Origin of the sequence: Chromobacterium sp. IRSSSOUMB001 (assembly GCF_023507765.1) — a bacterium.
Lineage (GTDB): Bacteria > Pseudomonadota > Gammaproteobacteria > Burkholderiales > Chromobacteriaceae > Chromobacterium > Chromobacterium haemolyticum.
This window is the reverse complement of the sequence record NZ_JALCYU010000005.1, coordinates 253,342-280,153: the sequence shown is the minus strand read 5'-3', so window position 1 is coordinate 280,153 and position 26,812 is coordinate 253,342. Positions and strand designations below refer to the sequence as shown.

Sequence of the window (26,812 nt, the reverse complement as noted above, 5' to 3'; positions counted from 1 at the left end):
TGTGCGTGTGGTACATGCGGATTTCGAAGCGGGTTTCAACGCGGCATAGCCGACGCGCGGCAGACCGTAAACAGGTTCTTACAGCGTGACGCTTTCGCAGCCGCTGAGGCCGGATTTCTTGGCCCGGTACATGGCTTGGTCGGCCGCCTGCAACAGGCTGTCCGCGCTGCTCTCGCCGTTGCCCAGCGCGATGCCGACGGAAATGCCCAGCTGGCGCTGTTCGCCGCCGATGTCGAACGGCGTCTGCATCGTCTCTATGCACTTGGTCGCCACGATGCGCGCCACCTCCTCGGCGTCCTCGCCCAGATCGCCAATCAACAGCACGAACTCGTCGCCGCCGATGCGCGCCAGGGTGTCGGTCTGGCGCACGATGCCGCTCAGGCGTTGCGCCGCCTGCCACAACACCTTGTCGCCGGCCTTGTGGCCGTAGTTGTCGTTGATCAGCTTGAAGCCGTCCAGGTCTAGAAACAGCAGGCCCAGCCGGCTTTCATGGCGCTGGGCGCGCGCCAGCGCCATGTTCAGGCGGTCGGCCAGCAACGCGCGGTTGGGCAGGCCGGTCAGGGTGTCGTGATGGGCCATGCGGGCCAATTCCGCCTGGTGTTGGTTCAGCTTGCTCAACAGCCGGTTGAAGGCGGCCAGTAAATGGCCCACTTCATCGTTGCGCTTGACCGGCAGCGGCTCCAGCGGCAATTCGCCGCGGGTCATGCGGTCCGCGTGACTGGCGGCGCGGAACAGCGGGCGGAACAGCAGGTACAGGCCCGCGCCCGCGGCCAGGGCGAACACCAGGATGGCGAGCGCCGCGGTTTTCAGTAAAAAGGTTTGCACCCGGTCCACGGTGGCGAAGGCCTCGCTGCTGGGCAGCCGGGCTACCACGAACCAGCCGGTGCTGGGCACCGAGGCGATGGCGGACACTTCCTCGCCCCCTTGGGCGTTGACGGTGATGCCGACGCCGCGAAAGCCGGCCATCGCCCGGTCGTGCAAGGGGTTGATGCCCGTCGGCGGCGTGGGCTTGAGCACCATGTCCGGCTGGGAGGAGGCGATGAATAGCCGGTCTTGTGGAGAGACCAGCAAAAAGCCGCTGTTCGGCCCGCCGATGTGGGACGCCAGCAGCAAGTCCATGAAGCCCGGCGCGGCCAGCGCGGTGACGCCGGCCAGCGCGCCTTGCGGCTGTCCGTCGCGCCAGGGCAGCGCGGCGGCCATAGGCAGCACCGGTTTTTTGCTGACGCGGCCGACGACGGGCCGGCCGATGGCGATGCGGTCAAGATTGGACGGGCTGGACAGCGCGATGCGGATGTAGTCGCGGTCGGAAAAGTTTCGGCCGGCGCGGCCCGGCATCGGCGGGTAGTCTGCAACGGCGCGGCCGTCCGGAGTCACCACGTAGAGGCCTTGCGAGAACGGGCATTGGAAGTCGCAATGCAGGCGCAGCCAGGCTTGCAGCTCGGCCGGGCGTTGCAGCAAATCCAGGGGAAGGCCGGTGGCCAGCCGGCGCAGCAGCGCTTGGCGCTGCTGGATCTTGAAGTCCACGTCGCGCGCGACATAGCTGGCCAGCGCCATCTGCTGGTTTTGCACCACCTTGCTCAAGTCTTCGCGCAGAAACTGGCTGACCGCGTAGTAGCGCGCCACGGTGCCGGCCACTACGATGCCCAGCGCCAGCAGCAGCAAGCGGGTAACGATACTATCAAGGACGCGGCGCAGGCTCATGGCGGCAAATAGGGTTGTCTTCAAGATAGTTTAGTCAAGGTTTTGTGCCTTGTATGCCCAAGGCCCGGCGGGCCGGCTCAGCGCGGCAGCAGCCCGGCGCAGCACAGCGCCACCGCGGCGTGGATGCGCTCGCCGGGGTCATGCTCCGGCAGCGGCGGCGTCAGGCCCAAGGCCATTTGGCGCAGCGGCTCGGCTATCGTCATCGCCAGCAGCAGTTCGGCGGTTTGCGCCGGTTGCGGGCAGTGGATCAGGCCCTGTTCCGCCTGGCGTTCCAACCAGCCGGCCAAGAGCGCGGCGCAGCGTTGCACGCCGTGTTCCGCGTATTGCGCCAGCGCCTGTTCCCGGCCGGGAAAGTCCCCTATCAGCAGGCGGAACAGCCCTATCGCCTCACGTGTCAGCACCTTGGCCGCCACCGTGTTCAGCAAGGCCTCCAGCGCCTGTGGCAGGTGGGCGGAGGCCGTCAGCGGCTCCTGCATCGGCGCGACGAAGGCGTCGGTCCAGCCGTGAATGACCGCGCCCAGCAACTGTTCGCTGTTGTCGGCGAAGCGATACACCGTTTTCTTGGCCACGCCCGCCCGCTGCGCCACCGCCGCCATGGTGGCGGCTTGATAACCCTGGCTCAGCAAGAGTTCGGTGGCGGCGTCCAGCACCTGTTGACGCAGCTCCCGTTCCGGCATGGCGGGGCGGCCGCGCGCGCGCGGCTCCTGATCTTGGCTTGACATCTGGATATGGCTTCCTCATTATGGAAACGTGATGCGTTTCCAAATTAATGGAAGCCGCGCATCGCGCCCTGTCATTCTTCACGCCAAGGAGTGTACTGTGAATTCTCTCTATGAAACATCTTACGACGAGCTGTTGCAGCCCGGCCCGCTGATGCTGGAAACCGGCGTGCGCCGGCTGGACGACGGCCGGCTGCTGGTGGCCGCGCGAACCGAACTGCCCGGCTGCGCCGGCCGCATGTTCGATTGGTGGTTTACTTTCTTTGAATCCACCCGGCACATTCGCTGGTGGCACCCGCACGACCATGTGGAGCTGCGCGGTTGGGACGGGCGCCGCCGACCCGGCCGCGGCTATGTGGGCGCCACCGTGCGCGCGGTGGAGGCGCTGGGCGAGATCCCGCCGGTGCCGGCGGTGTTGAAATTCCACCCGCCGGAAACTTTCTTCGGCGCCGGCCGGCTTAGCGCCGCGCTGGCGCGAGGCGACGCCTCGGCCGCGGTGTGCGCGCGCATCGCCTTTGGCGAGGAGCCGCGGCTCAGCGCCGACGGCGACCCGCTGGACGGCGAGATGGTGCACCTGACGCGGGACACCGCCCACGGCGCGGTGCTGCGCAGCCGCTTCTTGCTGGGCGCGGCCGACGGCGTCGGCGAACCGGTGCCGGAACGCCTGGGCCTGGAGTTGATGCGCCACTGCTACAACGAGTTCAACTGCCTGGCGCGGCTATTGCCCTCGCTGTATTACGGCGAGCACGCCAACGGCGAGAAAGGGCCGCTGGCCTGGTAGGCCGCGCGCCGGCGGGCAAGACATCCAGCCGCGCAAGACAAGCTTCACCCGGCCGTCACCGCGCTGTCATCGGCGCGTCGTAAGGTGGCGGCTGATTAAAGGACGGCGCATGGGCTATGAGGTCTATACGTCTAAACCCATTGGAGCGATGTCGATGAAACAACTGATTGCCTTGGCCGCCGGCCTGGCCCTGTCCGGCCTGACGGCCCCGCTGGCGCAGGCCGCCACCACCCTGACCGTGTACACCGCGCTGGAGGCGGATCAGGTCAAGGAATACAAAGAGGCTTTCGAAAAGGCCAACCCGGACATCGAAATCCGCTTCGTGCGGGAATCCACCGGCATCATCACCGCCAAACTGCTGTCCGAGAAAAACAATCCGCAAGCCGACGCGGTATGGGGCCTGGCCGCCACCAGCCTGATGATTCTGGACCAGCAGGGCATGCTGCAGCCTTACGCGCCCAAGGGCGTGGACAAGCTGAGCCCGGAATTCGTCGACAAGGCCAAGCCGCCCAAGTGGACCGGCATGGACGTGTGGGCCGCCACCATCTGTTTCAACACCGTGGAAGCCGCCAAGAAAAATCTGCCCAAGCCCGAGAGCTGGGCCGACCTCGCCAAGCCGGCCTACAAGGGCCAGATCGTGATGCCGCACCCGGCGTCCTCCGGCACCGGCTATCTGGACGTGTCCGCCTGGTTGCAGATGATGGGCGAGAAAAAGGGTTGGGATTATATGGACAAGCTGCACGCCAATATGGCGCAGTACGTCCATTCCGGCTCCAAGCCGTGCAAGATGGCCGCCGCCGGCGAGTATCCGATAGGCATCTCCTTCGAATACCGCGGCGCCCAGCTGAAAGAGAAGGGCGCGCCCATCGACCTGATCTACCCGAAGGAAGGCCTGGGCTGGGACTTGGAAGCCACCGCCATCATCAAGGGCAGCAAGAAGCTGGCCGCCGCGCAGAAGCTGGCGGACTTCTCGGTCAGCCTGCCGGCGATGCGTTTGTATGAAAAGAACTACGCGGTGCTGGCCATGCCCGGCGTGGCCAAACCCAACCCCTTCATCCCCGCCGACTACGCCCAGCGCCTGAGCAAGAATAACTTCGCCTGGGCCGCCAAACAGCGCGAGGCCATCCTGCGCGAATGGTCGCGCCGCTATGAAAGCAAGGCCGAGCCCAAGAGCTGAGCCGGTTCACGCCATTACGCCGCCCGCCGGGCGGCGTCGTTTCATTTCAAGACACCCTGGAGTTGCGCATGAAACCGGCCGATAGTTTGGACGGCTTGTCCGAACACCTGTCCGTCCGCGGCCTCAGCCGCCGTTTTGGCGGCTTCACCGCCTTGGACGAGGTGTCCTTGTCCATCCGCAAGGGTGAATTTGTCTGCCTGCTGGGCCCGTCCGGCTGCGGCAAGACCACCTTGTTGCGCCTGATCGCCGGGCTGGACCAGCCGGACGCCGGCAGCGTCCATTTGCTGGAGCGCGACATCACTCGCGAACCGCCGGCCCGCCGCGACTACGGCATCGTGTTCCAGAGCTATGCTTTGTTCCCCAATCTCAATGTCGCGGACAACATCGCTTACGGCCTCAAGCCGCGCGGCGGCGGCGCGCGCCACGCCCGCCGCGTGCGGGAGCTGCTCGACCTAGTGGGCTTGCCCGGCGCTGAGGACAAATACCCGGCCCAGCTGTCCGGCGGCCAACAGCAACGTGTGGCGCTGGCGCGCGCGCTGGCCACCTCGCCCGGCCTGCTGCTGCTGGACGAGCCGCTGTCCGCGCTGGACGCGCGGGTGCGCGACAAGCTGCGCGACGAACTCAAGGGCCTGCAAAAACGCTTGGGCGTCACCACGCTGATGGTGACCCACGACCAGGCCGAGGCGCTGGCCATCGCGGACCGGGTGGTAGTGATGAACGCAGGCGGCATCGAGCAGATCGGCACGCCGGCCGAGATCTATCGCCGTCCCGCCAGCCGCTTCGTCGCGGAATTCGTCGGCGCCGCCAACTGGCTGCCGGCGCGGCGGCTGGACGGCCATGAGGCCGCCGTCGGCAACTGCCTGCTGCGCTTGGACGCGCCCTTGCCGCAGAGCGAGGCGCTGACCCTGTTCCTGCGGCCGGAAGACATCATCGTCAAGGCGCGCTGGGACGGCGCGCCCAACACCTTGCTGGCGCGGGTGGCCGACATCAGCTTCGGCGGCGCGATGACCCGGCTGCGGCTGCAGCCGGAAGCCATGCCCGGCCTGGCGCTGCACGCGGAAATCTGTCCGTCCATGCTGCAGCGCCAGCCGCTGACGCCGGGCGAGGTGGTGCCGGTGGAGTTGCCGGCCGCGCTGCTGCGCGCCTATGCCGGGGAGGGCGCATGCTGAGCCGCGCGCTGAACGGCTGGCGCGCCGCGCCGGCCTGCGGCGAGCGCCGGGCCGCCGCCGCGCTGGTGTGGACGCTGACGGCGCTGCTGGCTTTGGCGCTGGGCCTGCCGCTGCTGTTCATCTTCGGCAAATCGGTATTGGACATGGACGGCGGCTTCGTCGGCCTGGCCAACTTCGCCCAGGTATTGGACAGCCCCGGCCTGATGCGCGCCGCGCGGCACAGCCTGTGGCTGGCGCTGACCGTCACCGCGCTGGTGTTGCCGCTGGCCTTCGCCTTTGCCTGGGGGCTGAGCCGCAGCCGCGTTTGGGGCCGCGGGGTGTTCCGCCAGATCGCCTTGTCGCCGCTCTTGGCGCCGTCGCTGATGCCGGCCATCTCGCTGGTGTATTTGTTCGGCAACCAGGGCCTGCTCAAATCCTGGCTGGACGGCGGCAGCGTCTACGGCTTTTGGGGCGTGGTGCTGGGCGAGGCCTTCTATACCTTTCCGCATGCGCTGCTGATCCTGCTGACCGCGTTGTCGGCGTCGGACGCGCGTTTGTACGAGGCCGGTCGCGCGCTGGGCGCGGGCGCGCTGCGTCGCTTCCTCACCATCACCCTGCCGGGCGCGCGTTATGGCCTGGTCTCGGCGGGCCTGGTGGTATTCACCCTGGTGATCACCGATTTCGGTGTACCCAAGGTGGTGGGCGGAGACTACAACGTGCTGGCGGTGGAGGCCTTCAAACAGGTGGTGGGCCAGCAACACTTCCCGCGCGGCGCGGTGGTGGGGCTGATGCTGCTGCTGCCGGCGGTGTTTTCCTTCTTTATCGAGCGGCGGATGGCGCGTCGCCAGCAGGCGGCGCTGGGCGCGCGCGCGGTGCCGTTTTCGCCGGGGCGCGCGCCATGGCGCGACCTGGCCGCCTGGCTGTTGCTGGCGGCGATCTCGCTGCCGCTGTTGGCCTTGCTGGGCGTGGGCGTCGTGGCTTCCTTCATCAAGTACTGGCCGTACGATTTAAGCCTGACGCTGGCCCACTATCAGTTCGACAGCGTGGACGGCGGCGGCTGGAGCGCTTACTTCAACAGCCTGAAACTGGCTTGCATCACCGCCGGCGCGGGCAGCCTGCTGGTGTTCGCCGGCGCCTACGCCTGCGAGAAGCTGCCGGCCGCGCCGTTGGGGCGCGCGCTGCTGCGCTTCTTCGCCATGCTGCCGATGGCGGTGCCCGGCCTGGTGCTGGGCCTGGGCTATGTGTTCTTCTTCAACCATCCGGACAATCCGCTGCATGGGCTCTACGGCGGCATGACCTTGATGGCCGCCTGCACCATCGCCCACTTCTACACCACCGGCCACCTGACCATGAGCACCGCGCTCAAGCAACTGGACGGCGAGTTCGAAGCGGTGGCCGCCTCGCTCAAAGTGCCGTTCTGGGTGACGTTGCGGCGGGTGACGCTGCCGGTGTGCCTGCCGGCGCTGCTGGACGTGATGCGCTATCTGTTCGTGTCCGCGATGACCACGCTGTCGGCGCTGATCTTCATCGCCAGTCCGGACAATAGCCTGGCCGCGGTGGCCATCGTCACCATGGACGACGCCGGCGACACCGCGGCGGCGGCGGCGATGGCCACGCTGATCGCGCTGAGCTCGGCCGGGGTGTCGTTGTTGTTGCTGGGGCTGGAGCGAGTCTTGACCCGGCGCGGCCAGGGCTGGCGCGGCCGCGCTTGACGATGGCTCGCTTTGGCGTGACGATGTCATGTATTGGCCCGCCGGAGTGAGGAAACGCGCATGGGATGTCCGCAAGTGTGCATGGGCGCGATGCTGCAATGCAGCTTCGGCGTCGCCCCCAGCAGTCTGGTGGTGTTGCCCGCCAACCGGGTGATGGCCGGCGGGGTGCCGGCCGCCAACATCATGGACCATGTGCCCATGCTCAACGTCATGCCCTTCGGCATGTGCCAAAGCCCGGCCAACCCAATGGTGGCGGCCGCCACCGCCGCCGCCATGGGCGTGCTGACGCCCATGCCCTGCATCCCTGTCACCGCCGCGCCGTGGACGCCGGGCGCGCCCACGGTGCTGATTGGCAATATGCCGGCGCTGGACAGCAACAGCATGCTGATGTGCAACTGGGGCGGGGTGATCAAGATCAACTCGCCCGGTCAGTTCACGGTGATGATTCCCTGAGAACCTGTTCAAAGCCTGCTGCGCTTCGTGAAACGTTGCACGGTGAGTACCAGCTCAAAATGCTCATGTACCACGTGTACATTCCGCTTTTTCGCTCGTTTTCGCCTTGCCTCGCTCTTGCTCGCGAGACTTTGAACAGGTTCCGCCTGGAAGCCTGTTTGCGTTTGAGCGACCGGATTTTGGCGCCGACAGCTGGCGCTTGTTCATCAGCCTATAGGTCAGGCAGCCGACGGACGGTGGCTTGATGAAAATCAAACGTTTAATTTAAATGGCATTTTAATTTATGGGCTTCTTGCCGATTGGCATGAATCAACCTTCTCAAGCAAGGAGCCCTCATGAGCTTTTCCCATTGTCTCGCCGCCGCTGCACTCAGTCTGGCCGCCGCTTCCGCCTTCGCCGTCACCATCACCCCGCCGGGCCCCGGCGGCGCGGCCATGCCGTTTTCCGCGGTGGGGCCGGCCAAGGTGGGCAAGTTCGGCATCGATCTGGACTGCAAGGCGGTGTTCAGCGGCACCGTGGACGGCTACGGCAATGTGGCCATCACCAGCGCCTCGTTCAGCGGCGGCGCGCTGTGCAAGGTGATCAAGCCCTCCGCCTCGGTCGCTTCGCCGTGGACCGGTCACGTGGATACCGCCACTCAACTGACTTTGGATAATGTGTCGGTGAATGTGAAATCGCCGATCGCCGGCGGCCTGTGCGGCCCCACCAAGATTGTGGGCAGCGTGGCCGACAACGGCAGCGAAACCGTGATTGGCCTGGATGCGGCCCAGTTGTCCGGCGGCTGTTCCATTAGCGCGACGTTGAGCACTACGCCGTATATGCGGGTTACGCCCTAGAACCTGTTTACGATCTGCTACGCGTCGTGAAACGTGGCTCGGTGAGTGCACTTTCAAAATGCTCATGTACTGTGTGTGCACTCCGCTTTTTCAGCGGTTTTCGCCTTGTCTCGCCCTTGCACGCGAGACTTGAACAGACTCTTGGCGATCGGCGTTGAAAACGCCTTAATGGACCCCTGACGCGCCGCATGGCGGCTTCAGGGGTTTTGTTTATGCGGGCGGGAGCCGGCGGCCTTCTATTCAACGGGCCGGCGTCTGGAGAAAATGCTCGACGATGCGTTCGGTTTCGCCGGACTGCTTCATCGCCTGCAAGGCCGCGCTCAGCTTGCCGGCCAGAGAGGCCGGGTCCAGCCGTTGCGGGTAGTTGTCCGGGCTTAGCGGCTGGTCGGCGCGGTAATCCGGGTTGGGCAGTGCCCGGTAAAAGCGCGAATGCTTGGAAAAGCCCATATGCATTGCCTGCCAGGGCTCCAGCGACGGGTGCAGCGTCAGCCCGGCCGGCCGCAGCCGTTCCCAGTAGAAGCGCAGCGTGAGTTCGTCATAGATGTAGAAATCCGCCTTGCCGGCGCTGATCAGGCGGAAGGCGCGTTCGACGTCCAGCTCCGGCACTTGCAGCACCTTGGTGCGCGCTTGCCAGGGAGGGGGAAGCAGGTCCGGGTTGCCCAGGCTGCGTAGCTCCACGCTATTGTCCAGATCGGCGTAGCCGCGTACGGGCGCGTGTTTGGCGCGGGTAATGATCACATGGCGCTCGCGTAGGCCGTTGGCCACGAACAGGACGATAGCTTCGCGCTCCGCGTTGTAGGTATAGCCGGGGTAGAAGTCCACCTCGCCCTGCGCCAGCGCTTGCAACACCCGCTTCTTTGGCAGACGCACCACTTTCAGCGTGCAGCCGATGCGCTGGCAGGCGCGGCTGTACAGGGCTTTATAGATGCCGTCGTCGCTCTCGTCCTCGATATAGGGGCGCCGCTCATTGGTGCGGTAGCCCATCACCAGCTCGGGGTCTTGCGCCGGCGCGGGGAAGGCTTGGGCCGCAATGGCGGCGATGAGGAGGCAAAGCGCGAGACGCATGATGGTCCCTCCGGTCGTTCGTTTTCAGCTTATGTCATTCCCGCCGCCAGCGCGCAGCGGAGACAAATACATGATAGAAATAGATAGGTTTCCGCAAAATTCATCGCTTTTTCAAATGTATGTCCACTTGCACAATGCTGACCGCAGCCATGTGGCTGGAAACCGGTCTTGGAGACGCGGCGATGAGTACTAGACGACACTTCCTGGGCGCGAGCCTGTTGACGGCGGGGAGCCTGCTGGCCGCCCGCGGCTGGAGCGGCGCGCCGAGCGCGGCCGGCTACCGCATGCCGGACGAGGGCGAACGCCACGCGGCCACCTGGATGGCCTTCGGCCCCAGCCTGGCGGTGTGGGGAGAAGACTTGCTGCCGGTGGCGCGGCGCGATCTGGCGCGGGTGGCTCAGGCCATCGCCGCTCACGAGCCGGTGCGCATGCTGGCGCGCGCCGAGGACATGGAACTGGCGGCCAAGCTGTGCGGCCCCAAGGTGGAGCTGCTGGAGCAACCGCTGGACGATTTGTGGATACGCGACAGCGGTCCGGTTTTCGTCAAGGGCGAAGGCGGAGCGCCGGCGGCGGTGGATTTCAACTTCAACGGCTGGGGCGGCAAGCAGGCGTACCGTCGGGACGCCAAAGTAGCCGCCGCGGTGGCTGCAAAGAGCGGGGCGCCGGCCGTGAGGACCTCGTTGGTGCTGGAGGGCGGCGGCATTGAAGTGGACGGCGAGGGAACCGCCATCATCACGGAAAGCTGCGTGCTCAACCCCAACCGCAACCCCGGCTGGAACAAGGCGCGGTGCGAGCGCGAACTGCGCCGGCTGCTGGGCGTGGACAAGGTAATCTGGTTGCCCGGCATCGCCGGCCGCGACATCACCGACGGTCATACCGATTTCTACGCCCGTTTCGTCCGTCCTGGCGTGGTGGTGGCCGGCTTGGACACGGATCCGCAGTCCTACGATTACGCGGTGACCCGTCGCCACCTGGCCTTGCTGCGTCAGGCGCGGGACGCGCGCGGCCGCAAGCTGGAGGTGGTGGTCTTGCCGGGTCCCGAGCGGGTGCGGCCCGAGTACGAGGGCCATGAGATGGCGGCCGGCTACATCAATTTCTATGTCTGCAACGGCGCGGTGATTGCGCCGGAGTTCGGCGACGCCAAGGCGGACCGCAACGCGCGGGCGGCGCTGCGCGAGTTGTTTCCGCAGCGCGAAGTGGTGCAGTTGAACATCGACGGCATCGCAGCCGGCGGCGGCGGCATTCATTGCGCCACCCAGCAGCAGCCGGCCTGAGAACCCGTTTACGCGCTGCCGCGCGTCGGCGATACGGCGTTGAAAACGAGCTCACAATGCTCATGCGCCGCCTGTACATTCCGCTTTCTCAGCCGGTGCGCCTTCTTCTTGCTTGTGGGATGTTGAACCGGTTCTCAGCTCGCGGGATCGTAAACATGTTCTAATCGGGCGGCGTAGAAGGCAATATCGCCTCCACGCCGGCCTAGGCCGGAAACCAAGAGGACATATCCGGATGGATAGAGGCAGTAACAGCGGCGGGCCTAAGGCGGGCGAGTGGGAAGACCAGGCAACCGGCGAGCTTGGCCGCCTGCCGTCGCTGCGGCTGCTGACTGGTTTCGAAGCCGCCGCGCGTCTGGGCAGCGTCTCCCGCGCCGCCGAGGCGCTGCACCTCTCGCAGTCCGCGGTCAGTCACCAGATTCAACAGTTGGAAGCCTTTGTCGGCCAGCCCTTGTTCCAGCGCGTGGGCCGCGGCATCGAACTCACCTTTGCCGGCGAAATGCTGCAGCAGAGCGTGCGACGCGCGCTGGACACGCTGCGGCGCGGGCTGGACCGCATCGCGGTGTACACCGATCCGGGCCTGGTGGTGCTGGTGGGGCCGGCTTTTTTGCTGCACGGCTGGCTGCAGGGGCGCCTGGACCGCCTGCGCGCAGCCCACCCCGACATCGTGCCGCTGCTGTCCACGGATGAAGAACCGGGTCAGGCCGATGAGATCGACGTCGACATCGTCATCGGCCGGCAGCCGCTGGCGATGGCCGGCTGGGAAGACGCGGCCTGGCTGCGCGAGGACTGGCGTTTTGTCGCCGCGCCGGCCTTGGCGGAACGGCTGGCGGCGCTGCCGGCCGAGCGTCATCCGCAACTGACGCGCTTGATCTGCCTGGAAAAAGCCAGTATGCCGGAGGCGGCCGCCGCCGCGATGCAGTCCATGCTGCCGCGCTTCGGCATCGCCGCCGCCTACGACGCGCCGCAGTTGGCGCTGGACGCGGCCTTGCGCGGCCACGGCATCGCCTGCCTGCCGTCGATGGCCTTGGAAGAAGCGCTGGCAGAAGGCCGGCTGCGCGAACTGGCCGGTTACCCGCGCCAGCCGGGCGCGCAATGGTGGTTGTCCCGGCCGCGGGACGCTCTGCGTAGCGAGGCGATGGCGGGTATGTTCGATTGGCTGCGAAAAGAGGGCGGCTGCGAGTAGGCGGCGCCTCAGAGCCTGCTCAAAATCTGCTGAGCGTTGGCGGTACGGCGTTGAAAATGTCCTCGAAATGCTCATGCCCCGTGTGTGCACTTTGCTTTTTCAGCCATTTTCTCCTTGTCTCGCCCTTGCTCTCGAGATCGTAAACAGGTTCTTAGTCCGTCAGCTGTTCCCGTTGCGGCAGGTCCGGCCCGCGCCGCGCGCAGGTCAGGGCTGCGGCGCGCGTTGCGAAGCGGACCAGATCCTCGGTTTCCGTCCGGCTCAGCGCCGCCAGCCCATCCGGGCTCAGCCGGTCCAGCTCGGCCAGCCGGCACAGCAGCGCGGCCTGGAAGCTGTCGCCGGCGCCCACGGTGTCCACCACCTGGACGGCGGCGGCCGGCTGTTCCCATTCGCCGTGACGGCGGCTGAACACGCGTACGCCTTGTTCGCCGCGGGTCAGCAGCAGCAACTGGCATGGCGGGGCGAGCCAGCGGCGGGCGCAGGCTTCGATCTCCTGTCCCGGATACAGCAGGGCCAGATCCTCGGCGCTGACCTTGATCAGATGGGCGTGGCGGCGATGGATGTCCAGGCATTGCCGCCAGCGCGCCCGTTCCGGCTCCACGTTCAGCCGCAGATTGGGGTCCAGCGAGATCAGCCGCCGGCCGCTTTCGCGAGCCGCCAGCGCCTGCAGCGCCTCGCCGCCGGGGCGGCCCACCAAGGCGTAGGAGCCGAAGTGGACGGCGGCGATCTCGTCGTCCAGCGTCGGCAGCTCTTCCGGGCGCAGGCTGGCCTCCGGCGCGCGCTCGCCGTAAAAGCCGTATTGCGGCTGGCCGCCTGCGTCCACGCTCACCATCGCCAAGGTGGTGGGCAGATCGCGCGGCAGCAGATAGCGTCCGTCCACCCCCTCCCGATCCAACAGCCGCCGCAGCTGAGCGCCCAGATAATCGTTTGACAAGGGCGTCAGCAAGGCCGCGCGCCGGCCCAGCCGCGCCAGGCCCACGGCCACATTGAACGGCGAGCCGCCGGGCACGGCGCGGTAGTTCAGCTGCGGCCATTCCGCCGCGCCGGGTTCCAGGAAAAAATCGTACAGGGCTTCGCCGCAGCACAGAATCATGTGGGGGTCTCCGCAAATGAGGGGGGCCGCGCCTGGTAGAGCGCGCGAAAGTGACGCAGGCGAGCTTGCAAGGCCTGATGTCGGGCGGCGTCCGGCGCATAGCGCGTCCGCGGCGGCGGTTTGACGCAGACGACGCCGAGGTCACCGCCGTCCGCCAGCCAGCCCAGTCGGGCCGCGCCCAGCGCGGCGCCGGCTTCGCCGCCCAGGTGGGTGAGAATCTCGGTGTCCAGCGCGTCGGCCAGCAATTGCGCCCAGAACGGGCTGCGCGCGCCGCCGCCCACCAGGGACAAGGCTCGCGGCGCGGCGCCGGCGGCGCGCAGCGCGTCCAGCCCGTCCGCCATGCCGAAGGCGACGCCCTCCAGCACCGCGTAGCCTAGCGCGGCGCGGCCGTGCGCCTGGCTCAAGCCCCAGAAGGCGCCGGGGGCGAAAGGATCGTTGTGCGGAGTGCGCTCGCCGGACAAATAGGGCAGGAATACCGGCGCGGCGCTTAGCTCCGCCGGGCTCAGCCGCTCTATTTCCGTCAACAGCGTCGCCTCGTCCACGCCGGCCAGCCGGCAGAACCAGCGCAGGCAGCTGGCGGCGGACAGCATCACGCTCATCAGGCTCCAGCGCCGGGGCAGCGCGTGGCAGAAGGCGTGCAGCGCCTGCGCCGGATTGGGGCGGAAACGGTCGTCGACGACGAAGATCACCCCGGAGGTGCCCAGCGACAGGAAACCGTCGCCCGGGGCGATCGCGCCGATGCCGACGGCGCTGGCGGCGCCGTCCCCGGCGCCGCCAGCGATCAGAGGCGGCCGGGCGATGCCCCAATCGGCCGCGGCCGCCGGGCTCAGCCTCCCGGCCGGCGCCAGCCCCTCCACCAGCCGCGGCATCTGACGGCGCGACAGTCCGCCGGCGTCCAGCAGTTCCTCGGACCAGTCGCGGCGGCCCACGTCCAGCCACAAGGTGCCGGAGGCGTCCGAGGTGTCGGTGATCTTGTCGCCGCACAGGCGCAGGCGCAGATAGTCCTTGGGCAGCAGCACGGTGGCGACGGCGCGGAAGCTCTCCGGCTCATGCCGCGCCAGCCAGCGCAATTTGGGCGCGGTGAAGCCGGGCATGGCCAGGTTGCCGGCGACGGCGTGCAGCCGCGGCGCGGCGGCGGTCAGCTCGGCGCATTCGGCCACGCTGCGCAAATCGTTCCACAAGATGGCCGGCCGCAGCACCCGGTCCCGGCTGTCCAGCAGCACCGCGCCGTGCATCTGGCCGGACAGGCCGACGGCGCGGGTGGCGGCCAGCGCGGCCGGCGCCTGTTCGCGCAGCTTGGCGACCGCCGCGCAGGCGGCGCGCCACCAGTCTTCCGGGTCTTGTTCGGCCCAGCCCGGCCGCGGCCGCGACACGTCCAGCGCCGCGCCGGCGCTGGCGAGCGGGCGGTTGTCGCCGTCCAGCAGCACGGCCTTGATTTCCGAAGTGCCCAGATCGATGCCCAGATACATGGTTTTGTCCTTGGATGGAGTGGCGGACGGCCAAATGACGGCTCTCTCGCGCAGTCTATCCCCGTCCGCGGCCGTCCAGCCAGCTGTCCACCCGCGCCAATGCGGCGCGCAAGGGCGCGACCAGCGCCGGGCTGCCGGCCAAGGGGCCCCAGAGCGCCGGGTCCGCGCAGTAGGCGGCCACCGGGTCGGCCGCCGCCAGCATGCGATGGCAGGCGGCGATGTCCATGCTGCCGTCCTGGTAGGCGTAAGCCAGCCGGCCGGCGCGCCAGCGCTGCAAAAAGCGCAGGAACAGCGCCGGCAGCATGGCGCAGGCGTCCGGCCGGCGGCCGGCGGCGATGGATTCCCGCAGCGTGGGCGCGATGAAGCCGGGCAGCTTGGCGTAGCCGTCCGCCGCCACGCGCTGATTGCTGTCGCCCAGCGCCGGATTGCCGAAGCGCTCCAGCACGCTGTCGCGGTAGCCGGCCAGATCCAGCGGGCTGGGGCTAAGGCAGGGGATTACATCCTGGCTGACGTAGTCGTAAGCCAGCCGCCGGATGTCCGGGTCCGCCGCGCCCTGGTGGATGAAGTCCAGGCCAAGCAGGCTGCCGGCCCAGGCGATGCCGCTGTGGCTGGCGTTGAGGATGCGGATCTTGGCTTCTTCATAGGGCTGGACGTCGGCCACCAGCTGCGCGCCGACGCGCTCCAGCGCCGGGCGGCCGGCTGCGAAGCGATCCTCTATCACCCACTGGGTGAAGGATTCGGCGGTGATCGCGCAGGGATCGCGCCAGCCGGTGGCGGCGGCCACCCGTTCCGCCAGTTCCGGGGGCGGCCGCGGGGTGATGCGGTCCACCATGGCGTTGGGGCAGCTGCTGTGGCGGCGCGTCCACGCCAGCAGCTCGGTTTCCTGGCGCAGGCTCAGAAACTGTTCCAGGCCCTGGCGGAAGCGTTCTCCGTTGTGGCGCAGATTGTCGCAATTGAGCAGGGTGAGCGCGCCGCCGCCGCGCGCCGCGCGCGCGCGCAAAATCGCGGCGACGGCGCCGTACAGGGTGTTGAGCCCGCCGTGCAAATCGTCCGCCAGCTCCGGATTGGCGGTGTCCAGCGCCTGCTCCTGGTTCAGGTAGTAGCCGGCTTCGGTGACGGTGAAGGAGATCACCCGGGTGGCCGGGTGCGCGCCTTCGTCTATCAGCGCGTTCAACCGGCGGTCCCAGGGCAGCACCGCGTTGATGGCGCGGATGCGCCGGTAGCGGCGCTCGCCGGCCGGGCTGACGGTTTCCAGCGTGTACTGGCCTTGCTGCGCCGCCAATTGTTCCAGCAGCGGGTTCTGGTCGGCGCGGATATTGCCGACGGCCAACCGCCAGGGCTCGGCGTCGGCGCAGGCCAGTTGGTCCAGATAGACGGCCTGGTGGGCGCGGTGGAAGGCGCCGGCGCCGATGTGCAGCCAGCGCGGCGGGGAGGGAGTGTGTTTCATCGCAGGGCTCCGTGGCGGCTTCAGTGCGGCAGGCGCGGCAGGGCCTGGCCGTCTTGGTGGAACAGGTGACAGTGATGCGGCAGGGCGCTGAAGCCTATTTCGTCGCCGGCGGCGAAGTCCTGCGCGTCCGAGATCCGGCTGATCAGCGGCTCGTCGGCGTCCGGCGCCTCGGCGTACAGATAGGCGCAGTCGCCCAGGCTCTCCACCGCGGCCACGCGCGCGCGCAGCGCCGCTGGCCCGGAGGCCGGCTGCAGGTGTTCCGGGCGGACGCCGACGGTGACGGCGTCGCCGGGCTTCAGGTCTTGCGCCGCCACCGCCGCCAGCAGTTCGCCGCCGCCGTCCAGACGCACGGCCACGCCTTCCGGCTGGATGCTCAGCACGCGGCCCGGCAGAAAATTCATCCGCGGCGAGCCGATGAAGCCGGCGACGAAGCGGTTGGCCGGATGGTGGTAGAGCGTGCGCGGCGCGCCCACCTGTTCGACGCGGCCGGCCGACAGCACCACGATCTTGTCCGCCAGCGTCATCGCCTCCACCTGATCGTGGGTCACATAGATCATGGTGGTTTTCAGCTGCTGGTGCAGGCGGGCGAACTCCAGCCGCATTTTGACCCGCAGCGCCGCGTCCAGATTGGACAAGGGCTCGTCGAACAAGAACACCTTGGGCTGGCGGGTGATGGCGCGGCCTATGGCCACCCGTTGGCGCTGGCCGCCGGACAAGGCCTTGGGCTTGCGCTCCAGCAGGTGGTCGATGTGCAGGATGGCGGCGGCGCGGCGCACCGCGGCGTCGATCTCGGCGCGGCTTTTGCCGGCCAGTTTGAGGCCGAAGGCCATATTGTCGTACAAGCTCATATGCGGGTAGAGCGCGTAGGACTGGAACACCATGGCGATGCCGCGCTTGGCCGCGGGCACCTCGTTCATGCGTTCGCCGCCTATCTCCAGCTCGCCGGCGCTGATCTCCTCCAGGCCGGCGATCATGCGCAGCAGCGTGGACTTGCCGCAGCCGGACGGACCGACGAAGACGACGAACTCGCCGTCGTCGATGTGCAGTTGAATATCGGACATCACCTCCGGACCGTCGCCGTAGCGTTTGCCGACATTGCGCAATTGGACGCTTGCCATGCGTTTTCTCCTTATCAGTATTTCAGAACGGACGGGCTTGCAGCCGGCGCACCAGCTCCGGCAGCCGCCGCATATCGTCGAAGACCAGGCCGGCCCCGGCGGCCAGCAGCCGCTCAGCGTGGCCGGCGGCGATGTGGCCGGCGCCGGCGAAGCCCAACACGCGCAGGCCGGCGGCACGGGCGGCGGTGACGCCGGTGACGCTGTCCTCCAGCGCCAGGCAGTCATCCGGCGCGGCGCGCAGCGAGCGGCAGGCCGCCAGGTAGACATCCGGCGCCGGCTTGGCCGCGCCCACCTCGTCGGCGCAATGCACGCGGCCCTGGAACAAGGGCCACAGCCCGGTGCGGCGCAGCGCCGCGCGCACCCGCGCCCCGGCGCTGTTGCTGGCCACCGCCTTGGGCAGGGGGATGGCGCGCAAGGCGGCGGCCACGCCGGGCACGGCCCGCAGCCGCGCCGCCACCTCGGCGTCCACCGCGCGGCGGATGCGCGCGATCTCGTCCGGCGTCAGCGGCAAGGGGTGCTGGCCGGCGATGTCGGCCAGCAGCGCTTCCAGCGTCATGCCCAGCCGCGGCTGGATCACGGCGGCCGCGTCCACCCCGGGCAGCCGAGCAGCCAGCTGCGTTTGCAGCGCGTGCTGGGCGGCGGCCTCGCTGTCCAGCAGCACCCCGTCGCAATCGCAGACCAGATGGGCGACGGCGCCGCTCATTTGACCGCCCCGAAGGTGAGGCCGCGCACCAGCTGCTTTTGCGTCAGCCAGCCCAGCGCCAGGATGGGCGCCACCGCCAGCAGCGAGGCGGCGGATAGCTTGGCCCAGAACAGGCCTTCCGGGCTGGAGTAGGAGGCGATGAACACCGTCAGCGGCGCGGCGTGGGCGCTGGACAGATTGATGCTCCAGAAAGCCTCGTTCCAGCTCAGAATCAGCAGCAGCAAGCTGGTGGACGCCAGGCCGGGCAGGGCCATCGGCAGCAGCATATGAATGATTTCCTGCCACAGGCCGGCGCCGTCCATGCGCGCCGCTTCCAGGATTTCGCGCGGCACTTCGCAGAAATAGGTGTAGGCCATCCACACCGCGATCGGCAGATTGGCCAGCGCGTAGACCAGCACCAGCCCGGTCACGGTATCCAGCAGGCCTCCCTGTTTCAGCAGCAGATAGACCGGCAGCAGCACACCCACCGAAGGCAGCATCTTGGTGGACAGCATCCATAGCAGCAGCGACTGCGCGCGCGCGCCGGGATGGAAGGCCAGGCTGTAGGCGGCCGGCACCGCCAGCAGCAGGCTGAGCGCGGTGGCGCCGAAGGACACGGCGATGGAGTGGCCGGCAAAAGCCAGGTAGTCGCTGCGGGCGAACACCTCGCGGAAGCTGTCCAGCGTGGGCTGGAACCACAGGCTGAGCTGATAGGCCTGGGCCTCGGTCTTGAAGGCGGTCAGCAGCATCCACAGGATGGGGAAGAACAGCAGCAGGGCGATCAGCCAGGCCGCGGCGGAGGTGGCGGCGTAGCGCCAGGACAGCGTCGGTTTCCGGTTCATGCTTGCCCTTCCTCCTTGAGGTTTTGCGCCAGCATGCGGATCAGGAACACCGCCACGATATTGGCCAGCACCACCGCCAGCACGCCGCCGGTGGACGCCAGGCCGACATCGAACTGTTGCAGGCCCACCGCGTAGATCAAAAAGGACAGCGTGGTGGTGGCGGTGCCGGGGCCGCCGCCGGTGGTGGCGTAGATTTCCGCGAACACCGACAGCAGGAAGATGGTTTCAATCATCACCACCACGCCGATGGGCCGCCTCAGGTGAGGCAGGATGATGTGGAAGAACATGGCCAGCGGGCCGGCGCCGTCGATCTGGGCCGCCTCCTTCTGTTCCGGGTCCAGCGACTGGATGGCGGTGAGCAGGATCAGGAAGGCGAAGGGCAGCCATTGCCAGCTGACGATCAGGATCAGCGAGAACATCGGGTACTGGCCCAGCCAGTCCACCGGCGGCAGGCCCAGCGCTTGCGCGGCGGCGGCGAACAGGCCGTAGACCGGGTGCAGCAGCATGTTCTTCCAGATCAGCGCGCCCACGGTGGGCATTACGAAGAAGGGCGCGATGGCCAGCAAGCGGGCCGGGCCGCGGCCGAAGCAGGGCTGGTCGAACAGCACCGCCATCAGCAGGCCGCCGACGACGGAGATCAGCAGCACCGCGCCGGTCAGCAGCAAGGTGTTGGCGATGGAGGGGAAAAAGGCCGGATCGCTCCACAGGAAGCGGTAATTGTCCAGGCCGGCGAAGCCGGATTCGTCCGGGCTCAGCAGGCTGTAGCGGTTGACCGAGAAATACAGGGTCATCGCCAGCGGCACCAGCGACCACAGCAACAGGCTGAGCACCGCCGGCGCCAGCAGCCAGCGCCGCGCGCCGCCGCGGCGCGTCCTGGAAGGCGGGGCCGCGCCGGCGGCGGCGCGTAAAGTATGAGCGGGAGAGGGCATGGGGTTTCCTCCGGACCGCCGTAGCGGCGGTCGTGGGTGGATGGGGGCGGCAAAGCGCTGGGAACAGGCTCTTGGGTTCTTATGCTTACGGCTTTTGATAGCCGCCCTGCCGCACCGCCCGGTCCGCCGCCGCCTGGCCGGCTTTCAGCGCGGCGTCCACGCTGCTTTGACCGGCTAGCGCGCCGGAAACGGCCTGGCCGACCACGGTGCCGAAGGACTGGAACTCCGGGATGCCGACATACTGGATGCCGGTGTAGGGCACTTTTTTCAGCGCCGGGTCATTGGGATTGGCCTGCTGGATCGCCGCTAGCACGAATTTGGCGAAGGGCGCGGCCTTCAGGTATTCCGGCTGCTGGTAAGTGGACAGGCGGGTGCCGGGCGGCACCGAAGTCCAGCCCTGATCCTTGGCCACCAGCCGGATGTAGTCCTTGGAGGTGGCCCATTGGGCAAACTGTTTGGCCGCCGCTTGCTGACGCGAGGATTGGGGTACCGCCAGCGCCCAGGACCACAGCCAGCTGGAGCCCTTGGGCGTCACCCCCGTCGGCGCCTGGGCGAAGCCCACTTTATCCGCCACCTGAGACTCCTTGGGATTGAACAACAGCCCTGCGGCCACGGTGGCGTCTATCCAGATACCGCATTTGCCGCTGGCGAACAGGGTCAGGTTCTCGTTGAAACCATTGGTGCTGGCCCCCGGCGGGCCGTAGTTGCGCATCAGGTCCACGTAGAAGTTCAGCGACTGCTTCCACTCCGGGCTGTCTATCGTCGGCCGCCATTGCTCGTCGAACCAACGGCCGCCGTTGGTGTGCACCAGGGTGGACAGATAGGCCATGTTCTCGCCCCAGCCGGCCTTGCCGCGCAGACAGATGCCGTATACCCCGCCTTTTTCCTTCAGCGTTTTGGCGAAACCGGCGATCTGCTGATAGGTGGGCCGCTCCGGCATGTTCAGCCCCAGTTTGGCGAACAAGTCCTTGCGGTAATAGGTCATCGAGCTTTCCACATAGAAGGGCAGCGCGTACAGCTGGCCCTTGTAGGACAGCGCGTCGCGCGCGGTCTTGACCACATCGGCCAGCTCATAGCCGGGCGCCAGTTGATCCATGGGCTGCAACCAGCCTTTCTTGGCCCAGATCGGCGCTTCGTAGGTGCCTATCGTCATCAGATCGAATTTGCCGCTCTTGGTGGCGATGTCGGTGGTGACGCGCTGGCGCAGCATGTTTTCCTCCAACACCACCCAGTTGAGCTTGATGCCGGGGTTTTGCGCCTCGAAGGCCGGGGACAGCTTTTTCAGCGTGATCATGTCCGGGTTGTTCAGCGTGGCGATGGTGAGGGTGGCGGCGTGGGCGGAGCCGGCCAGCAGCAGGGCGGCGGCCAGCGGGAAGCGGCAGGGTCTGGTCATGGCGTTTCTCCTTAGCTTGAAGCGTTGCGGACAAAGCTGGTGCGGCCGGCGCCGGGCGCGATGCGGCGGCGGCTCGGGCCCGCTCGGGGCGGTGTCTGCGGTTCTGGATCGGGTATTGAGGCGTGAATCAGGGCGGTTTGCCGGCGTGGCGGCTCAGCTCATCCAGTTGCCGCCGTCCACGTTCAGCGTCTGGGCGGTGATGTAGTCCGCGTCGGCGGAGGCGAGAAACACCGCCGCGCCGCATAAATCCTCCGGCCTGCCCATGCGGCCCAGCGGCACCGCCGCGCCCACCCGCCGTTTTTTCTCGCCGGGGCCAAGGCTCTCGTAAAGGGCGAACTGCGCGTCCACCTGATCCCACATCGGCGTGTCCACCACGCCGGGCGCGATGGCGTTGACGTTGATGCCGTGCGGCGCCAGCGCCAGGGCGGCGGACTGGGTGTAGCTGATCACCGCCGCCTTGCTGGCGCAGTAATGGGCCACCAGCGCCTCGCCGCGGCGGCCGGCCTGGGACGACAGATTGATGATCTTGCCGCCCTCGCCCTGGGCCGCCATTTGCCGCGCCGCCGCCTGCATCAGGAAGAACATGCCCTTGACGTTGACGGCGAACAGCCGCTCATAGCTGTCCCAGCTGGCTTCCAGCAGCGGGGCCAGGTCGAACAGCGCCGCGTTGTTGTAGAGGATGTCCACGCGGCCGAAGCGCTCGATCGCGGCGCGGACGATGTGTTCGATATCGTCGCGCTTGCCGATGTCGGCGGCCAGCAAGGCCGTGTTGTCCGCGTCCGCCCCGCCGGCCAGCGCCAGCAGTTCCGGGCTCAGCCGCAGGTCCACCAGCAGGCAGCGCGCGCCCTCGGCCAGGTAGCGGCGCGCCACCGCCAGCCCGATGCCGCCGGCCGCGCCGGTGACGATGGCCACCTTGTGTTTCAACTTCATGCTTTCTCCTCCAAAGATTGTTTTTGAGCATTTGCTCTTGTTGTGGGCAAATATTCGATAAAATGAAGAGGGCTGTCAAGCGCAGAGGGCGAAAAAGAAGTGCTGCATAGCAGCATGATTTTAAAAGCCTATTTCTTCGTGCTTGCGGCGAATGAAGCGCGGCGCGCCAATCGTTTAGAATGCGTGTCTCTGCGTTGCGGACGCGGGCGAGGGCCAAATCAAGCGAGGAGGGTGTTTTGTCCAAACAGCAGGAAAAGCTGGACCAGGCGGCGCGGGCCGCCTGGCTGTATTACGTGGCGGGCAAGACCCAGAACGAGATCGCCGAGCAGTTGCAAGTGTCGCGCCAGGTGGCGCAGCGGCTGGTGGCGGCGGCGGTGGACCAGGGCCTGGTCAAGGTGACGGTGGCGCATCCGGTGGCGGCCTGCCTGGCATTGGCGGAAGCCTTGCGCCAGCGCTTTGGTCTGCAGCTGTGCGAGGTGGTGCCGGCCGACGGCGACGCCCCGGCCGAATTGCGCAAGAAGCTGGCGGTGGCCGGCGCGCGCGTGTTCGAGAGCTATTTGCAGCAGCCGCGCCCGCTGGTGGCGGCCCTGGGGTCCGGCCGCACGCTCAAGGCCGTGATCGACGAACTGGGCGACATTCACAGCCCGCAGCACCGGCTGGTGTCGCTGATCGGCACCATCGCCCACGACGGCTGTTCCAACCGTTACGACGTGGCCTTGCCGGCGGCGCAGAAAACCCAGAGCCGCTACTACCTGCTGCCGGCGCCCTTGTACGCCGACAGCGCCGACGACCGCGCGCAATGGTGCAACCACCGGCTGTACCGCGCGGTGGAGGCGCTGGGCGCGGAGGCCGACGTGGCCTTCATCGGCATCGGCGCCATTGCGCCGGGCTGCCCCCTACAGGAGGACGGCTTTTTGGACGAGACCGAGATTGCCGGGCTGATGGCGCGCCAGGCGGTGGCGGAGCTGCTGGGCCGGCCGATGGACAGCGCCGGCCGGCTGGTGGGCGAAACGGTGCAGGAGCGGGTAACCAGCCTGGCCTTGAGGCCGCGGCCGGCCAAACCGGTGATCGCCTTCGCCGGCGGCGAGGACAAGGCGGCCGCCATCCTGGCGGCGCTGCGCGGCGAATGGCTGTCCGGCCTGGTTACCGACGAGGCCTGCGCGCGGCGGATATTGGAGGGATGAGGGGCGCCCGCCGCGTGTATCTCCCATGGCGCCAGCGCAGCCCAAGCATCAGGCAATGCGGGCCGATGGGCGTTCAGGACGTCACCGCCTCCAGCTTGCTTGCGGCCAGCTGCAAACGTTGTTGCAAAGGCTCCAGCAAAGCCCACAGCGCCTTGCCGCGCAGTTGCGCGTTTTCCGTGTGGCGCAGCATCAGCAGCAGCGCGCTCAGCGCCTCGCAGCATTGGCGCAGTTCGTCGGCGATGTCGTCGTAGTGTTCGCAGCAGCGGGACAGATAGGCCAGTTCAAGGTCGATGGCGGCGAGGGCGGGGTTGTCGCTGCGCTGCGCGTGCAACTGCTGGACGGTCTTGATCAGGCGGGCGGGCGGTTTGGCCGGCGGCGGTTTGGCGAATCGGGCGAGGAGGTTGCGTATCGGCATGGAAGCTCCTGGAAGTCCGTTATGGGCTGGCGCGGGGCGTGGTCCGCTGGGCGGAAGGCGGACCGGCTGGATTCGCGATTTCGAGATGAGCGGCTTAGAATGCACGAATCGTGTCGGAACTCCGGTTCCGCCTTGACCCAAGGGAGGCCTGGCGGGTGGCCGCGGGGCTTATCCGCTGACTGGTTTGGCTGGCCTTGGCGGCGTTAGCCTGTTGAGTCATTGGCGTGACGCTATCTCACCACGATCGCGGTTAATTGCAAATGCGAGCGTGGTCCGCAATTTTAAAATATAAATATATTCAATAAAATCAACTCATTGCAGTGACCGTGAATGTGGTTTTTCCGTCTATCCGCTTCGTTCCTTGTTGAAGCTGAGAGCCTGTTCAGGGCGCAGGGGGGCTCAAGCGGGACAAGGCGTTGCGGCTGAGGCGGCGGAATGGCGGCGCGGCGCGGTACAAGGCGCCATGAAGCGCAGCAGACTTTGAACCGATTCTGAGGGGGTGGATATTGGAATCTCTTGGCAAACGATTGAGGTTTATCCGCGACACGGTGCTGAAGGAAGCGCGCGACGTCACTGCGCAGAAACTGGGCATATCGCTGGTGTCGCTGCAGAACTACGAAGGCGGCACGCGCAAACCGTCCGCCGTGCTGGTAGCCAAGTTTTCACGCCTGACCGGCGCGCGGCTGGATTGGCTGCTGTTTGGCGAAGGGGAGGCCTTGCCGGGGGCGACGGGGCCGCGCACCGGCGAGCCCTTGGCGCCGTATGCGCCGCAAGGCGCGCATGTGGAGGTGCTGTGTTACGGCGACGGCGCGGCTCTGCCGCTGGCGCTGGGCTGGCTGGAATCCCGGCTCAAGTTGCCGGCCGGCCAGCTGGCGGCGGTTGCGGTGGCGGGCGATGCGATGGACGGCGTGTTGAACGATGGCGACCTGGCCCTGATCAACCGGGCGGAAACCCAGCCGGGCAGCGGCTTGTACGCGCTGGAGCTGGACGGCGAGGTGGTGGTGCGCCGGGCGCAGAGGCTGCCGGGCGGCAAGCTGGGCTTGTCCAGCGCCAATGAGGCTTATCCGCCGTTTGAGGTGGACCTGGCCGCGCCGCCGGCGGATTTCTCGGTGTTGGGGCGGGTGGTGTGGCTGGGGCGGCAGGTGTAGCGCGGACCTGTTCATGGTCTTTGCTTACTGGCAGCCTTGCTCAAGGCATTGAATCCGCTGCGCGGTTAAGCAGCATTTCACGCACTGAAAAAATCGTAACAAGGAGAATAAGGACATGTCGAATAACAATTTTACGAGCGTAGTCTCCGTTCTTCACGTGAATGATTTCGGCGGAGCCGTTGAATGGTACGCCAAATGGCTTGGGCGCAAGCCGGATGTTACCCCTTATGAGGGAGTCGCCGAATGGCGGCTGGCAGAAAATGCTTGGATTCAAGTTTCGCTTGCGCCAGACCCAAGCCTGGCGGGTAAATCATGTGTAGTGTGCGGTGTCCGCAATATCGAAACACAGAGGGCAATTTGTCAAGACGCTGGTGTTGCCGCTAGCGAAACACAGGACCTGGGATTCATAAAGCTTGCCCAAGTCAGCGATCCAGCCGGAAACACGGTGATGTTTGTCCAGGAAATGTAGAGCCGTCTTGATTGGCGAAAGACGTGAAACTGACAATGCTAGCCGCTCTTAGAACCTGTTTACGATCTTTTTGTGATGTTGCTAGGAGTATTGCACTGGGTCAGGAAGTGGGATGAGCCAGGATGACATGGGATAAAGTGGCGGGAAATCAAGCCTGGGCGCTGTCTCTGAGCAATCTAGCCGCCATTTTGATGACGAAAGCCAGCCGTTGCATCGAAAATCTGTGGAAGCATGATTTTTGTGGCTGGTTTTGCATCCATCTGGCGGCGTCTTAGAAGAGTTTTGAACCTGCCAGCCCCAACCCTGCCGCCACCGCTTTTTTGCGTATGGCCACAAGACCACCAGCCAAACAATGGCCGTTTGCCATCGATCCTCCACCCAAAAGTGGGCAAATGCGAGGGAAAGTGGCGCTGCTCGGCTACCTGCATGCATTACAGCCGCTGAAACGCTTGTCTGATGCGGGATTGTGGGATCATTCGCAGCCTCTATATCCCGTGGGAAGCGTCGTCGGGGCGTTGGTGGCCTAGCTTTTGCGAGCAGCCCCTTGAGATGATCGATAGTGCCCTGATCCCCCATGACGCCTTGCCGCCGCAAATTAATATGACGCGGACATCCTAGATTAGTATTATCAGGCTCGCAACCAGCACTAAGGGCAGTTGCTAAGCTCAGGCCGCCAACGCTTGCAATAGGCTAGCAATTTCCTGTGGATTGACTGTATTTCGAGACCGTAAGTAGCGATACAACACCACCACAACCTCCGCTTTGCGCTCCGGGTCGAGCTCTAAATTTTCCTCTAGCAGCCATTCCTCTAGCGCCTGAACGCTTAGTTTGACCATTTCGACGGCGTCGTCCTCAGATGCTTTTACCTCACCGTGAACAACTCTTTGTCTCGCGTAGAGTTCACCCTCCCCGGTTGCCAGCCACTCAAGAGAAACACCTTTTGCCATAGCCAAGTTTGCCAGAACCTCAAATGGTGGTGCTTGCTCTTCCGCGATGTATCTACGGAGCGAGATTGGGCTAACCCCAGCTGTAGAGGCGGCCTCACCCTTTGTGCCGTAGAGGTCTGCAACGGTTCCAATGCGGTCTCCGATGCCACTGTTGCAAATCGGAAACGATCCATTTTTGGCTGAAGCCATGCAAATTCCAATCGTATATGTCTGTTTTCATTGAGAAAACAGTGCAATCCCTAGTCAAATCAATCGCATCCGAATCGGAAGCGAATCGGAAATGAGTGTTTTTTATTGATGAATGGATCGGATGCGATCCATAATGTGCTTGCGAATTCATTGCAAGAGATCATCAAATGAACACACCAACAGTGCAAAAAAAAGCCGCCGACTGGCATCGGGCGGATATTGTTGCAGCCGTCCACAAGGCGGGGTGGTCACTTCGCAGACTGTCCATTGAAGCCGGACTCTGCGCAGGCGCACTCAACAATGCACTTGACCGGTCATGGCCGAAAGCAGAGGGCATCATTGCCGCTGCTATCGGAGTCCCCCCGGAAAGCATCTGGCCAAGTCGCTACAACAAGCGCCATTTTAAGCCGGTTTTTCCTGCCGCGCTTCCCAAATCTACAGAGGACTGCGCAAGTACGTCCCCTGTCTCCTCGTGAATGGTAGTGAACCCCACTCGGAATAACTACCACGC

The 26,812-nt window shown here is 66.3% G+C and carries 26 protein-coding genes; 12 read left to right on the top strand and 14 right to left on the bottom strand.

The genetic code is table 11. The features are described 5' to 3' along the window. Positions 1-78: 78 nt before the first annotated feature. Positions 79-1,725, bottom strand: coding sequence for a diguanylate cyclase (locus tag MOV80_RS08995; RefSeq protein WP_232060406.1), 1,647 nt, complete (start codon positions 1,723-1,725; stop codon positions 79-81). 53 nt (positions 1,726-1,778) lie between these two features. Continuing rightward, on the bottom strand, positions 1,779-2,423 hold the full coding sequence (locus MOV80_RS08990; RefSeq protein ID WP_107731939.1) for a TetR/AcrR family transcriptional regulator: 645 nt from the start codon (positions 2,421-2,423) through the stop codon (positions 1,779-1,781). A 97-nt stretch (positions 2,424-2,520) separates the two neighbouring features. Between MOV80_RS08990 and MOV80_RS08985 the strand changes: the two genes are divergently transcribed. From MOV80_RS08985 to MOV80_RS08960, 6 genes are all read left to right on the top strand, one after another. Next, the gene (locus tag MOV80_RS08985) at positions 2,521-3,201 is read left to right on the top strand and encodes a hydrolase (protein WP_107731940.1); all 681 of its coding nucleotides are present in this window, start codon (positions 2,521-2,523) and stop codon (positions 3,199-3,201) included. Positions 3,202-3,355: 154 nt separating this feature from the next. After that, complete coding sequence (locus MOV80_RS08980; protein WP_191185679.1) at positions 3,356-4,378, top strand: putative 2-aminoethylphosphonate ABC transporter substrate-binding protein; 1,023 nt, start codon at positions 3,356-3,358, stop codon at positions 4,376-4,378. 68 nt (positions 4,379-4,446) lie between these two features. Further along, entirely contained in the window at positions 4,447-5,547 is a 1,101-nt protein-coding gene (locus MOV80_RS08975; RefSeq protein WP_107731942.1) for a putative 2-aminoethylphosphonate ABC transporter ATP-binding protein, read from the top strand. Next, the gene (locus MOV80_RS08970; RefSeq protein WP_107731943.1) at positions 5,541-7,238 is read left to right on the top strand and encodes a putative 2-aminoethylphosphonate ABC transporter permease subunit; all 1,698 of its coding nucleotides are present in this window, start codon (positions 5,541-5,543) and stop codon (positions 7,236-7,238) included. The genes MOV80_RS08975 and MOV80_RS08970 overlap by 7 nt, the downstream gene beginning before the upstream one ends. 60 nt (positions 7,239-7,298) lie before the next feature. Continuing rightward, a complete protein-coding gene (locus MOV80_RS08965) occupies positions 7,299-7,691 on the top strand; it encodes a DUF4280 domain-containing protein (protein WP_039755922.1) in 393 nt (130 codons plus the stop codon). A 335-nt stretch (positions 7,692-8,026) separates the two neighbouring features. Then, positions 8,027-8,527, top strand: a complete 501-nt coding sequence (locus MOV80_RS08960; RefSeq protein WP_043590154.1) for a hypothetical protein — start codon at positions 8,027-8,029, stop codon at positions 8,525-8,527. 240 nt (positions 8,528-8,767) lie between these two features. Here MOV80_RS08960 and MOV80_RS08955 read toward each other — a convergent pair whose 3' ends face one another. Then, complete coding sequence (locus MOV80_RS08955) at positions 8,768-9,592, bottom strand: transporter substrate-binding domain-containing protein (protein ID WP_019103128.1); 825 nt, start codon at positions 9,590-9,592, stop codon at positions 8,768-8,770. Between the two features lie 182 nt (positions 9,593-9,774). Here MOV80_RS08955 and MOV80_RS08950 point away from each other — a divergent pair, with 182 nt between their 5' ends. Both MOV80_RS08950 and MOV80_RS08945 read left to right on the top strand, forming a co-directional pair. Continuing rightward, on the top strand, positions 9,775-10,866 hold the full coding sequence (locus MOV80_RS08950) for an agmatine deiminase family protein (protein WP_118268630.1): 1,092 nt from the start codon (positions 9,775-9,777) through the stop codon (positions 10,864-10,866). 232 nt (positions 10,867-11,098) lie between these two features. Then, positions 11,099-12,049: a LysR family transcriptional regulator gene (locus tag MOV80_RS08945; protein ID WP_019103126.1), complete on the top strand. Its 951-nt coding sequence runs from the start codon at positions 11,099-11,101 to the stop codon at positions 12,047-12,049. Between the two features lie 151 nt (positions 12,050-12,200). Here the strand turns inward: MOV80_RS08945 and MOV80_RS08940 are convergent, their stop codons facing one another. The 9 genes from MOV80_RS08940 to MOV80_RS08900 all read right to left on the bottom strand — a co-directional run bounded on the left by MOV80_RS08940 (position 12,201) and on the right by MOV80_RS08900 (position 21,949). Next, positions 12,201-13,139 carry a carbohydrate kinase gene (locus MOV80_RS08940; RefSeq protein ID WP_249605060.1) on the bottom strand — a complete coding sequence of 313 codons (939 nt, stop codon included), beginning with the start codon at positions 13,137-13,139 and terminating at the stop codon, positions 12,201-12,203. Beyond that, the gene (xylB, locus tag MOV80_RS08935) at positions 13,136-14,608 is read right to left on the bottom strand and encodes a xylulokinase (protein ID WP_249605059.1); all 1,473 of its coding nucleotides are present in this window, start codon (positions 14,606-14,608) and stop codon (positions 13,136-13,138) included. Before xylB ends, MOV80_RS08940 begins: the two co-directional genes overlap by 4 nt. A 55-nt stretch (positions 14,609-14,663) precedes the next feature. Continuing rightward, complete coding sequence (gene dalD / locus MOV80_RS08930; RefSeq protein ID WP_249605058.1) at positions 14,664-16,055, bottom strand: D-arabinitol 4-dehydrogenase; 1,392 nt, start codon at positions 16,053-16,055, stop codon at positions 14,664-14,666. A gap of 20 nt (positions 16,056-16,075) precedes the next feature. Then, entirely contained in the window at positions 16,076-17,173 is a 1,098-nt protein-coding gene (gene ugpC / locus MOV80_RS08925; protein WP_275975325.1) for a sn-glycerol-3-phosphate ABC transporter ATP-binding protein UgpC, read from the bottom strand. 22 nt (positions 17,174-17,195) lie between these two features. Next, positions 17,196-17,876: an HAD family phosphatase gene (locus MOV80_RS08920; RefSeq protein ID WP_107731951.1), complete on the bottom strand. Its 681-nt coding sequence runs from the start codon at positions 17,874-17,876 to the stop codon at positions 17,196-17,198. Then, on the bottom strand, positions 17,873-18,697 hold the full coding sequence (locus MOV80_RS08915) for a carbohydrate ABC transporter permease (protein WP_161524089.1): 825 nt from the start codon (positions 18,695-18,697) through the stop codon (positions 17,873-17,875). The genes MOV80_RS08920 and MOV80_RS08915 overlap by 4 nt, the downstream gene beginning before the upstream one ends. Then, positions 18,694-19,626, bottom strand: a complete 933-nt coding sequence (locus tag MOV80_RS08910) for a sugar ABC transporter permease (RefSeq protein WP_249605057.1) — start codon at positions 19,624-19,626, stop codon at positions 18,694-18,696. Before MOV80_RS08910 ends, MOV80_RS08915 begins: the two co-directional genes overlap by 4 nt. Before the next feature lie 85 nt (positions 19,627-19,711). Next, a complete protein-coding gene (locus MOV80_RS08905; RefSeq protein WP_249605056.1) occupies positions 19,712-21,019 on the bottom strand; it encodes a sugar ABC transporter substrate-binding protein in 1,308 nt (435 codons plus the stop codon). 153 nt (positions 21,020-21,172) lie between these two features. Beyond that, a complete protein-coding gene (locus tag MOV80_RS08900) occupies positions 21,173-21,949 on the bottom strand; it encodes an L-iditol 2-dehydrogenase (protein WP_019102568.1) in 777 nt (258 codons plus the stop codon). Between the two features lie 236 nt (positions 21,950-22,185). Here MOV80_RS08900 and MOV80_RS08895 point away from each other — a divergent pair, with 236 nt between their 5' ends. Further along, positions 22,186-23,133 (top strand): sugar-binding transcriptional regulator, encoded by a 948-nt coding sequence (locus tag MOV80_RS08895; protein ID WP_019102567.1) that lies wholly within the window; start codon positions 22,186-22,188, stop codon positions 23,131-23,133. Between the two features lie 73 nt (positions 23,134-23,206). Here the strand turns inward: MOV80_RS08895 and MOV80_RS08890 are convergent, their stop codons facing one another. Further along, a complete protein-coding gene (locus MOV80_RS08890; RefSeq protein ID WP_249605055.1) occupies positions 23,207-23,548 on the bottom strand; it encodes a hypothetical protein in 342 nt (113 codons plus the stop codon). A gap of 527 nt (positions 23,549-24,075) precedes the next feature. Here MOV80_RS08890 and MOV80_RS08885 point away from each other — a divergent pair. Both MOV80_RS08885 and MOV80_RS08880 read left to right on the top strand, forming a co-directional pair. After that, entirely contained in the window at positions 24,076-24,696 is a 621-nt protein-coding gene (locus tag MOV80_RS08885) for a S24 family peptidase (protein WP_019102565.1), read from the top strand. Between the two features lie 115 nt (positions 24,697-24,811). Then, on the top strand, positions 24,812-25,165 hold the full coding sequence (locus MOV80_RS08880; protein WP_081950272.1) for a hypothetical protein: 354 nt from the start codon (positions 24,812-24,814) through the stop codon (positions 25,163-25,165). Between the two features lie 665 nt (positions 25,166-25,830). On the opposite strand, the gene MOV80_RS08875 is transcribed toward MOV80_RS08880, so the two are convergent. Then, positions 25,831-26,301 (bottom strand): helix-turn-helix domain-containing protein, encoded by a 471-nt coding sequence (locus tag MOV80_RS08875; RefSeq protein WP_107731688.1) that lies wholly within the window; start codon positions 26,299-26,301, stop codon positions 25,831-25,833. Between the two features lie 182 nt (positions 26,302-26,483). Here MOV80_RS08875 and MOV80_RS08870 point away from each other — a divergent pair, with 182 nt between their 5' ends. After that, entirely contained in the window at positions 26,484-26,777 is a 294-nt protein-coding gene (locus MOV80_RS08870) for a helix-turn-helix domain-containing protein (protein WP_200122467.1), read from the top strand. Positions 26,778-26,812: the final 35 nt, after the last annotated feature.